Genomic DNA, 11909 nt, shown 5'->3' with positions numbered 1-11909 from the left:
TTTTAAAGAGTACAAAGACCATTGGTTAAAACCAACAATGAGTCAAATTCGGATTAATTATTAGAGATTTTTTCATTTTAAAGAAATCTTACTGCATTAAAAAAAGAACAGTAATTAGAATAGTTACGGGTTAAATTTTTATTTTTTTTCGTGTTAAAAATTTTGGATACTTTACTGTTTAAATATTTGATTTTTAGTGTGGTATATTTTGCTGATAATTTATAATTTAACTTTTTTTTATGTTATTTTCTGTTGTTTTAAATAAATTTGAGTCTTTTTTGGTGGTAAATTCTTAAAAAACAATACTTTTGCCGCTCCTAAGAAAATGGGATTATTTATGTTTAAATACGAATTTACGGCTAAATTTATTGCTAAAGTGTTGGCAGTAAGTTTGCTAATTGTTTTATTGCTTTCGTTTTATTTTATTAAATCGAATAAAGAGATTGTTTATGTTGACTCTGTTAAACTATTTGATGGTTTTGTGATGACCAAAGAAATGAAGAAGGTAGGAGAGAAAGAGTTTAATTCAAGAAAAGCAGTTTTAGATAATTTATACGCCACTTTGCAAAACCCTGAAACTTCTGAAGCTGTAAAAGCGCAATTAATGCAGGAGTTTGTAAGAGGCAAAGAAGAATTTCACCAATTTGAGCAAGCTTTTATTTCAGAAGAATCTTCAAAAATTTGGAAAAGAATCAAAAGTTATTCCTCAGAATTCTCCAAAGACAAAGATTACAAGCTGATTATTGGTTCCGACAGTCAGTCTAATGTTTTGTTTGCAGATGACGAGATTGATGTAACAGATGATTTACTTATCTATTTAAATAAAAAATATGAAGGGCTTAACTAAAATTGTTTTTGTCCTCGCGTTTATTATTTTGTCTTCTTGCAAAAAAGATAAAGAAACAACAACCTCAGATGATTCAGAGATTAGAGACCGCTATTTCAACCTCGAAAAAATAGGTTGGAAATCTCGCGTTTATACACAAAAGGTAGAAGATGTTGGTTTTATCGCCACAGAAGTTCCTGTTCAATATTACTTATTAAAAGATTTGGGGAATGAAGACCTAAAGACCGTAGATTCTATTTATGAAGAAAATAAGCGGGAAAGAGTTGTAGAATTTACTTTCCAACAAGAAGAAGAGAAAGATCTGCTCGATAAAAAATTTACAGGTATGGATTACACCGCTGCCGTAAAATATATGTCATTTGGACTTGAGAAGGACTTTTATGTTATCACCTCCAAAAAGGACACGATTGCTTGCTCAGGAGTTACCTACGAACGAAGTTACAAAATTGCACCTTATCAAAAAGTGCTGCTATTCTTCTCCGGAATAGATCCGAATGAAAAAATACAATTAGTATATACTGATTTTCTTTTTAGAAAAGGAACTCTCAAATTTCAATTTAAAGATACCTACACCCAAATAGCCTTATGATTACGCAAAAAAAAATAAGTAAATTTAAAAAAACGGTGGCTATTTACTTAGCAATGATGATTTTGTTGGAAACTTTCCAGCCTATGCAGCTTTATGCATTGACAGGAGGGCCTTCTCAGCCGGAATTTGAATCGTTTACGCCGATAGGAACATCTGATATGGTGGATCTGGCCAGTGGAGATTTTAATTATAATATTCCGATAATGGATGTGGGAGGATATCCTTTAAACTTAGCTTACAACTCGGGTGTGAGTATGGATCAGGAAGCTTCGTGGGTGGGACTTGGCTGGAATCTTGACGTGGGACAAATTACCAGACAGTTACGCGGTTTACCGGATGACTTTAATGGAGATGAAATGATCTATGAAAATAGTTTGAAACCTAATATAACGATTGGTTCCAATGTGAATGTCTTTGGAACTGCTTTTGGATTTAAGGAATCAAAAGCAAAAGCGAGTGTAGGATTAGCAGTTAAATTCAATAATTATGATGGAGTTACCGTAACATCAAGTGCGGGTTTGAGTTATCAAATAAGTAACAATCTTTCGGTGGGTATGAATATTGCGTCTTCAGCCTCTGAAGGTGTTTCGGTATCGCCAAGTCTTTCTTTTAGTCAAAGAATCACTGGGGCAGATAAAGGTAATAATGCGTTGGGAGCTAGTTTAGGAGTGAGTTATAATAGCAGAAAAGGTGTGGAAAGTATGACGCTGTCAACTTTTGCAAGTAAATCATTTACTAAGAGTGTTAAAGATGCAGCAGGCGCAACTAAGGACGTTACAACTAGTGAATCTACCAGCTTAAATTCAGGTACCCTTTCATTTGTAGATGCATCATTTACACCTGTTAAAAGAGTTGGGATGGCATCATCAAATTATATGTTTAGTGTGAATGTAGAAGGTGAGGTTTGGGGAATTGAGCCGGGAATGAAATTTTCCGGTTATATAACGAGTCAAGGTATCAGAGATTCCGAAAAGTATAAGTCTGAAAAAGCATTTGGTTTTGAGAATACTTATAACGCCGGAAAATCAGATGTTTTAGATTTCAACAGAGAAAAAGACAGGACATTTAATAAAAATACAACTTCATTACCGATCACGAATAATACTTACGATTTATACAGTATTCAAGGTCAGGGAATTTCGGGAATGTATCGTCCGTACAAATCTCAGGTAGGGTATGTATATGATAACGCAACTACAGACGTGAGTTCGGGAGGATCATTAGGTTTAGAATTTGGTGCCGGTGGTGGAGTGCACGTAGGTGTAGACGGTACGATGACTTTGGGTAACAGCCATTCGAGAGTATGGGAAAACTCTAATGCTGCTCTGGGGCGGTTTAAAGAAAAAAAGAGCAAGAGTCCTGATTACGAGAAAGTGTTTTTTAAGACCATTGGAGGAAACCATGTGGATCAGGAATTAAGTCTTTTAAACAACAAATTAGGAAGATATAGCCCTATAAGGTTAAACATTGAAGGAGGCAAATTCTCAAGAAGAACCAGTCAAAAGTATTACGCAAAAGATAATAAAGATGGCATCGAAAAAGAAGTTGACGGAGCGGGCTCATTATTGCGTGAGAAACGTTTATCAAGAAACCAGGCTATCCAAAAATTAACGCGTACAGAAGCCAAAGCATACGGCTCAGATTTGATAAGTCCTTATTCACTTAAAGGGAAACACGATCATCACACTACCGAAATAAAAGTAACAAAGGAAGGTGGAGAACGCTATATTTATGGTAGAGCTGCTTATAATGTAGTTAAAAAGGAAGTTACGTTTGATGTTGGTAATAATCCTGTCCACTATAAAGAGGGGTTAGTTGAATATAGAGGAAACGATAATTCGACCAGAAATGATCGGGAGGGAGATAAGTATTTCAACCGGATTACCACGCCTTCTTATGCACATTCGTATTTGTTAACCTCCGTTTTATCGTCAGATTACCAGGATATTAAAGGTGATGGACTTACAGACGACGATTTGGGAACATACACCAAATTTGAGTACGAAAACAAAAATAAGGATAAAGGGAATACTTATAAATGGAGAATTCCATTTAAAGGGAATATGGCCAATCATGATGAAGGTCTAAGATCAAGTAAAAAAGATAATAAAGGAAATTATATATATGGAGAGAAAGAATTGTTATATGTTAAAAAGATTATAACAAAAACACATATAGCTCTTTTTCATCTTTCTGAAAGAAATGATGGATATGGAGTTGCGGGCGAAAACGGATCGATAGGCAAAGATTCAAAAATGTACAAACTGGACAGTATTTCATTGTATTCTAAACCCGAGTATGATGCTAAAATCAAAAAAGGAGAAGTGCCAGTTGCGATCAAGAAAGCGCACTTCGAGTATAATTATAGTTTATGTCAGGGTATAGACAATAATATTAATGCAGCGGAAAAGGATGCATTTGCTGGACAAATAGGGAAATTAACACTAACAAAGGTTTATTTTACCTATAAAAATTCGAAGATGGGGAAATTTACGCCCTATGTCTTTAAATATGCTCCAAAACTGTTGACGGAGAATACAAAGGGCACACCAAATGAAAACTACAAAATTGAAAAAGATTCAGTAAACAACCCGGTTTATGATATGAAGGGATATGATGTCTGGGGTAGTTACAGACCATCCCTTGCACATGTAAATGGTAGTACAACCGGTAACTTATCAAATGCAGAATATCCATATATAGATCAAAATGATCGGGTAAAGGCAGACCAATATGCTTCGGCATGGCTGTTAAAAGCGATACGACTGCCGTCGGGTGGTGAAATCGAAGTTAATTTTGAATCAGATGATTATGCTTTTGTTCAGGATAAACAAGCGATGCAAATGTTCAAAGTTGTGGGCAGTGGAGATAGGACGCCGAGCAATTTGGATGACATTAATGCTACTATTAAAAAGAGAGCTATAGGTGAATATGTCTATGTTGAGATTGATAAAGATATGGATGAAAAAACCTTTAAAGAGAGTTATTTAAAAACGGTCGGTACAGAAGAAAACCCGCTTTATTTTAGATTCCTGCTCAATATGGTTGATCCAAGTCCTCTGGCTGGAGGAAGTACAGATAAGTATGATTATGTAACAGGTTATGTTCAAATAAATGCCGACAAAAACTGTGGTTTTTTTGCAACAAAAGACGGAAAAAATTATGCTTCCATTCCTGTGTTGTATGTGGGAGAAGGGGATGGATTTAGCGAAAAAACGGATAGAGATACAAACCCAATACAAAAAGCGGGATGGAATTTTGGAAGACAAAACCTAAATCGTCTTGTTTATAGTTTAGGCAATAAAGAAGATACCTCTGATGTAAAAGGGATTATTATGGAACTGATTGGATCTATGTCTAGTCTCTTAGACATTTTTGAGGGACCAAATACCCAATTAAGAGAAAAGGAAATTGCCAGCATGTTTGTCACCGGGAAGTCATGGGTCCGTCTTATGAATACTAATAATTGCAAAATAGGAGGAGGAAGCAGAGTTAAGAAAATTGAACTCCATGACCAATGGAATGTGATGACTGAGAATATTGAGAACAATCTTTATAAGCAATCATACGGGCAAGAATATAAGTACACTGACGAACATGGGAAATCTTCGGGCGTTGCAACCTATGAACCATTAGGATCTAAAGAAAATCCATTTGTTAAGCCTTTTTACGACAGAAGTAAAAGAGATTTATTGCTAGGTGCGGAAAGTGAAAATTATGTTGAGGAGCCATTAGGAGAATCCTTCTTTCCTAATCCGAAAGTTACGTATAGCCGTGTAACGGTATCGAATTTGGCACGAAAGAAAACCGAGAACAATCAAAACATGGTAGTAAAAAAGCATGCAACAGGATCTGTGGTGACGGAATTTTATACTTCAAAAGAGTTTCCGACGATTGTTGACAAAACAACTTTATCGTCCAATTTTGATTCATCGACAGCTTTAGCGGGTATAATGAATCTAAATGTTAGAAACCATATTTCTTTAGCGCAGGGATTTTCTGTACATACCAATGATATGGATGGAAAAATGAAAAGCCAGAAAGTGTTCGGAGAAGGACAGAGTAAAGTTATTTCTGAAGTTGAGTATAAGTATAGTGTAGAATCTAATCCCGGAGATATAAATAAGGGACGATTAAATAATATCATTGAAACAATCGATTCAAAAGGAGCAATCGATAAAAAAATGGTGGGTGTTGATTATGATGTTATAAACGATTTTAGAGAAAATAAAACCAAATCTACAACCGGTGGGGTTCATTTAAATATTGCAACACTTCCTTTTACGATAATTATTGTTGTTGTTCCTACCCCTATTCCAAGTTTTAGCGGGCACGAAGATCAAATTAGAATCGCTACAACAACAAAAGTTATTCACAGTTCAGGAATATTGGTAGAAAAGATTGCGCGTGATGTCAGTGCAGTAGTTTCTACAAAGAATCTGGCTTGGGATGCAGCTACAGGAGAAATTTTGTTAACGGAAACAATCAATGAGTATGGTGATAACTATTTTAATTTCAATTTCCCTGCCTATTGGGGGTATGATGGTATGAGTCAGGCAGTTAAAAATGCTGATTTTACATCTAAAATTGAAAAATTCAATGAAGGTTACAAGTGTGATGGAGATACAAAAGAAGCCGATTATTTAATAAATGGCGATGAGGTATATGTCACAGGATTTGATGCTGAAGACAATAGAATCGATTCCAGAGCCTGGGTTGTTAAAGTAGAGAATGAAAGTTTTAAACTTATTGATTTACAAGGAAAGTTGATTAAAAACATTGATAAATCAGGAAAAATTAAAGTAATTCGTTCCGGTCATCGCAACATGCAAATGGCAGGAATGGCAAGCATTACTTCAATGAGAAACCCATTATACAATTATGATGCAAACAATGAGATTGTTTCAATGAAAGAAAACATTGGAACGAATCCATTTGAATCCAGAGATGCAAGTAATAGAATTGTAAACGCCTCTGCCATATTGTATAAAGATATTTGGCCTTCACAATGTGAATGTAATTTACCTAAAATGGTATTCAATGAAAAAGGCGAATTGCAACATGAGTATGAAAAAACAACTTCGGCTAGTGATGATGCAGACGCGGCTAATTTTTATAACCCGTATGTGTACAACGTTCTTGGAAATTGGAGAGCAAACAGATCATACGCTTACCTGACCGGAAGAAACTATACCGAAGATCCGACACCTCGTAAAACTGGCTTTTTTGCAGATTTTTATCCGCTTTATGTCATGTTAGATAATAAATGGGGAATTTCAACTCATAAAAACAAATGGACGTCAGCTTCAGAAGTGACACAATACAATCCGTACGGACAGGAAGTTGAAAACAAAGATGCTTTAAATCGATATTCATCTGCTATATATGGTTATAACAACAGACTACCTGTTGCTGTAGCTTCTAATACGGAATATAGCGAATTGGCTTCTGATGGATTCGAAGATTATGATAGCAATCCTGATTGTGCAAAAGCGTCTCATTTTGACTACAAAGCACAATTAAAGCAAAATAATATTAGTGTTAGCACAACGCAATCGCATACAGGAAGAAAGAGTCTAAAGGTGGCTCCAAGCCAGAAGGCAATAGTGAAAAAACAGGTAATTCCTTGTCTAACACCAAAAACGGCTGCAAAAAAGTAATAATTTATGACTCACATGAAATTAACCAGTACATTAATTTTTAGCTTTTTTTGTATTCTTAGTACGAGCACAATATTTTCTCATAAGTTAAAAAAGGAAACTATTGGATTTACTGTAGTAGAAGGAAAAATATTTCTTAAGAAGTCCGGAACTACCGCACAAAACGGGAGTCTGGAAATTAGTATCTCAGGAGAGAAATATCCGGATTCTAAAAGAAGAAATAAAGCGATTTTTAGGAAAGACAATACAATCTCGCAGAATTCAAAGACAATTGACGAAAAATCTCTTGTTGTTATGGAAGCAGATATTTCTGCGGAAGAAAAAAGGTTTTTAAGAGAAATTTATAGTATTGCCTTAAACAAAAGTTTTTTAACAGGTTGGGATTTTAATAAACCTGTAAAAACTTATGCGGAAGAATCTAAATTAGGATGGAAAGGAGTAACAGTGACCAATGGACACATTACGGAACTTTATTTTCCTGCGGATGTAAATCTAAAGGGAATCATTCCTCGAAGCATAGTTGCGCTTAGGTATTTAGAAAGTTTTTCTATTACGGAAAATGCAAATCTCTTTGGACAATTACCTCAGGAAATGGGGCAATTACTTAACCTGAAATATCTTCAGATTAGTTATACCGGTGTGACCGGTTTGGTTCCGGATTTTGTTAATTGTCAGGCATTAAAAAAAGTGCTTTTAAACAATAATAAATTAGATTCTTTACCGGCAAATTTTAAAGCAGTAACAGCAAAAGTAGTGGTGAATTTAAGTAACAATAGTTTTAATGAACTTGATTCGGTGTTACCTGCAATGGAAAATATACCGGAGAATAATGCTAAATCTAAGAGAAGTACTAATGAAAAAAGTACCGATTTAAGAGGCGCTTCATTTAGTTCAACAATAGTTCCGAGTAGCGAATGTATTCCAATTATTGGAGAGATTGTGGTAGATAAATGTAAGACCAATGTTAGGGCAACGCCATCTTCACAAACAATCAAACCCGGAAGTGCAACCAGTATCTCTTTAACATCTTCAGTTCCGGGCACCATTTTTAAATGGGAAGTAGTCTCTAATGGCGCCTCCGGTGCTTTAGCGGGAACCGGAAATACAATTACTCAGATACTAACTAAAACGGGAGCTGCTGCCGGATTAGTTGTTTATACGGTAACGCCAATTTTGGGTACTTGCCCGGGAAGACCTATAAACGTAGTTATTGATGTAGAACTTTTATATACGAATAGTGTCAAAAGCGGTTCTTTCGTTAGAAACAATTGTGGTGCAGGAGGAACAGCGATTGCCGTAACCTATACCGTACCGGCCAATACATATTTTTCTTCTTCTTCTCAGGCTGAAGCAGACACACTAGCTCAAAATGATGTAGATACAAAGGGGCAGAATTATGCCAATACAACTGGAACCTGTTCTTATCTATTTGGGAATAATCCAAAAGGGGATTTTTTTACAAATGAGACCTGTGGCGGAAATCAAGAACCCGAGGTTGTAAGTTACAACGTTCAGGCAAACACTTATTTTGCAGCAACTCAAGAAGAGGCAGATCAATTAGCACAAGATGATGTTTATGCTAACGGACAAGCTTATGCTAATAGTCAAGGAGCATGTACTCCAATAAGGTAAATCATCACCTGTAGGAGGGCCAAGAAAATTTAGTGAAGTTAACATGACATTAATAAAGGATTGAGATAGGTATTCTTGTATAAAAACGATCTCTGGGCAATTCTATTTTAAAAATAATTAATTCCGGTTAAAAAAGAGACTGTCGGTTTTAAAAGTCGCAGCATAATAAAATTAAAAATGAAGAATATTTTTAAAACAAAGAAACAATGGAGCATGACTTTTATAGTGATGTTTTATTCATTAGTTTCATTTGCTCAGGATTGTCCATCCATTATAGGGGTGATTAAAACGACTCCTACGAAATTTCCTGAAACTTGTTTAGCAGATGTTTTTGCTAGTCCTTCTGCGCAAACGATTTCTACAGGGGAGACGACCGCTATTAGTTTGGTAGCAACTAAACCCAATACAACATATAGTTGGACCGTAACCCAGGTTGGTTTAACCGGCGCGACTTCGGGTACCGGAAATACGATAAGACAGCAATTAACAAATATAGGTAGCGAAACAGCATTTGCAACGTATGTGGTAATTCCTAAATTAGGAAATTGTTCAGGTGCACCAGTTACGATTGTAGTTAATGTAAGACCTTTATATAGAAACATTGTCAAAAATAGCACGTTCACCAAAAACAATTGTGGAAACGGAGCAATAGGATCTACTGTAATTTATACGGTAGCTGAGGGAACCTACACAGGAACGACACAGCTTGCAGCTGATGCTTTGGCAGAAAATGATAGTAAGACTAATGGTCAGGCTTATGCCGATGCCAATGGTACTTGTAGTTTTGAGAATGTGGTTAAAAGCGGATTTGTCAGAGACAATTGTGCTCCGGGAGGAATCGGATCTGCAGTAGTTTATACAGTAGGGGTAGGAAAATATAGAGCAGCTACTCAGGCCGCAGCTGATTTATTAGCACAAAACGATGGACAAGCTTATGCCAATGCCAATGGCACTTGTACTTTTAGCAGTACCAAAAGCGGTTCTTTCACAAAAAACAACTGTGATGTTGGAGGAACGGGATCGGTAGTAGTGTATTCAAAAATGATTACCTCAATTATCTCTCAGGAAGATGCGGATACTTTAGCACAAGATGATGTAAATCTGAATGGACAGGCTAATGCGAATAAAACGGGAACCTGTAGTTTTGGCAATGTTGCTAAAAGTGGATTTGTGAGAAACAATTGTGCCGTAGGTGGAATTGGATCTGCAGTAGTTTATACAGTAGCAGCAGGAAAATATAGAGCAGCTACTCAGGCAGCAGCTGATTTATTAGCAGAGAACGATGGACAGGCTTACGCCAATGCGAATGGTACATGTACTTTTACTAGTACCAAAAGCGGTTCGTTCACAAAAAACAATTGTGGTGTTGGAGGAACTGGATCAATGATAACATATTCAAAAACGGTTACCTCTAGTATTTCTCAGGCCGATGCAGACTCAAAAGCGCAGTCAGCAATAAATGTTGAGGGACCAGCTTATGCCAATGTCAATGGTACATGTAGTTTTAGCAATGTGGCAAAAAGCGGATTTGTCAGAAACAATTGTGCTGCGGGCGGAACCGGATCTGCAGTAGTTTATACAGTAACGGCAGGAAAATATATAGCAGATACTCAAGCAGCAGCTGATTTATTAGCAGAGAATGATGGACAAGCTTACGCTAATGCCAATGGTACTTGTACATTTAGCAGTACCAAAAGCGGTTCTTTTACAAAAAACAACTGTGGTGTTGGAGGAACAGGATCAGTGGTAGTGTATTCAAAAACACTTACCTCTATTATCTCTCAGGCAGATGCAGATAGTTTAGCACAGGCAGATGTAAATCAGAATGGACAGGCTAATGCCAATACAGCAGGTACATGTAGTTTTGGCAATGTTGCTAAAAGCGGATTTGTTAGAAACAATTGCGCTGCAGGAGGAACCGGATCTGCAGTAGTTTATACAGTAACAGCAGGAAAACATAGAGCAGCTACTCAGGCAGCAGCTGATTTATTAGCAGAAAACGACGGACAGGCTTACGCTAATGCGAATGGTACATGTATGTTTAGCAGTACCAAAAGTGGTTCGTTCACAAAAAACAACTGTGGTGTTGGAGGAACAGGATCAGTGGTAGTGTATTCAAAAACACTTACCTCTATTATCTCTCAGGCTGATGCGGATACTTTAGCACAGGCAGATGTAAATCAGAATGGACAGACAAATGCGAATACAACTGGTACATGTAGTTTTGGCAATGTTGCTAAAAGCGGATTTGTGCGAAACAATTGCGCTGCAGGAGGAACCGGATCTGCAGTAGTTTATACAGTAACAGCAGGAAAACATAGAGCAGCTACTCAGGCCGCAGCTGATTTATTAGCAGAAAACGACGGACAGGCTTACGCTAATGCGAATGGTACATGTACGTTTAGCAGTACCAAAAGTGGTTCGTTCACAAAAAACAACTGTGGTGTTGGAGGAACAGGATCAGTGGTAGTATATTCAAAAACGATTACGTCAATTATCTCTCAGGCAGATGCGGATACTTTAGCACAGGCAGATGTAAATCAGAATGGACAGGCTAATGCCAATACAACAGGTACATGTAGTTTTGGCAATGTTGCTAAAAGCGGATTTGTGCGAAACAATTGCGCTGCAGGAGGAACCGGATCTGTAGTTGTTTATACAGTAACAGCAGGAAAACATAGAGCAGCTACTCAAGCAGCAGCTGATTTATTAGCAGAGAATGATGGACAGGCTTACGCCAATGCCAATGGTACTTGTACATTTAGTAGTACCAAAAGTGGTTCGTTCACAAAAAACAACTGTGGTGTTGGAGGAACAGGATCAGTGGTAGTGTATTCAAAAACACTTACCTCAATTATCTCTCAGGCAGATGCAGATACTTTAGCACAGGCAGATGTAAATCAGAATGGACAGGCTAATGCGAATACAACTGGTGCATGTAGTTTTGGCAATGTTGCTAAAAGTGGATTTGTTAGAAACAATTGCGCTGCAGGAGGAACCGGATCTACAGTAGTTTATACAGTAACAGCAGGAAAACATAGAGCAGCTACTCAGGCAGCAGCTGATTTATTAGCAGAGAATGATGGACAGGCTTACGCCAATGCCAATGGTACTTGTACATTTAGTAGTACCAAAAGTGGTTCGTTCACAAAAAACAACTGTGGTGTTGGAGGAACAGGAT

5 protein-coding genes are annotated in these 11909 nt (G+C 37.0%); all 5 read left to right on the top strand.

Going from position 1 to position 11909, the window contains the following annotated elements:
* Positions 1 to 337 precede the first annotated feature (337 nt).
* Positions 338 to 847: an OmpH family outer membrane protein gene (locus ACHRV3_RS20900; RefSeq protein ID WP_165579395.1), complete on the top strand. Its 510-nt coding sequence runs from the start codon at positions 338 to 340 to the stop codon at positions 845 to 847.
* Positions 831 to 1436: a hypothetical protein gene (locus ACHRV3_RS20895; protein WP_395435507.1), complete on the top strand. Its 606-nt coding sequence runs from the start codon at positions 831 to 833 to the stop codon at positions 1434 to 1436. Before ACHRV3_RS20900 ends, ACHRV3_RS20895 begins: the two co-directional genes overlap by 17 nt.
* Complete coding sequence (locus ACHRV3_RS20890; RefSeq protein WP_395435506.1) at positions 1433 to 7096, top strand: hypothetical protein; 5664 nt, start codon at positions 1433 to 1435, stop codon at positions 7094 to 7096. The genes ACHRV3_RS20895 and ACHRV3_RS20890 overlap by 4 nt, the downstream gene beginning before the upstream one ends.
* A 6-nt stretch (positions 7097 to 7102) precedes the next feature.
* Positions 7103 to 8728, top strand: a complete 1626-nt coding sequence (locus tag ACHRV3_RS20885; RefSeq protein ID WP_395435505.1) for a DUF5977 domain-containing protein — start codon at positions 7103 to 7105, stop codon at positions 8726 to 8728.
* Positions 8729 to 8905: 177 nt separating this feature from the next.
* Positions 8906 to 11909 (top strand): DUF5977 domain-containing protein (locus ACHRV3_RS20880; RefSeq protein ID WP_395442789.1); only part of this gene is annotated, 3004 nt, incomplete at its 3' end.

Source organism: Flavobacterium sp. FlaQc-49, from assembly GCF_044005985.1.
GTDB classification, from domain to species: domain Bacteria; phylum Bacteroidota; class Bacteroidia; order Flavobacteriales; family Flavobacteriaceae; genus Flavobacterium; species Flavobacterium cupriresistens.
The sequence above is the reverse complement of the archived record's forward strand: the minus strand, read 5'-3'. Positions and strand labels throughout refer to the sequence as shown.

Bases quoted from the DNA above. Each gene is read 5' to 3' on its own strand.
- ACHRV3_RS20900 (WP_165579395.1), top strand. From the start codon at position 338: ATGTTTAAATACGAATTTACGGCTAAATTTATTGCTAAAGTGTTGGCA.
- ACHRV3_RS20895 (WP_395435507.1), top strand. From the start codon at position 831: ATGAAGGGCTTAACTAAAATTGTTTTTGTCCTCGCGTTTATTATTTTG.
- ACHRV3_RS20890 (WP_395435506.1), top strand. From the start codon at position 1,433: ATGATTACGCAAAAAAAAATAAGTAAATTTAAAAAAACGGTGGCTATT.
- ACHRV3_RS20885 (WP_395435505.1), top strand. From the start codon at position 7,103: ATGACTCACATGAAATTAACCAGTACATTAATTTTTAGCTTTTTTTGT.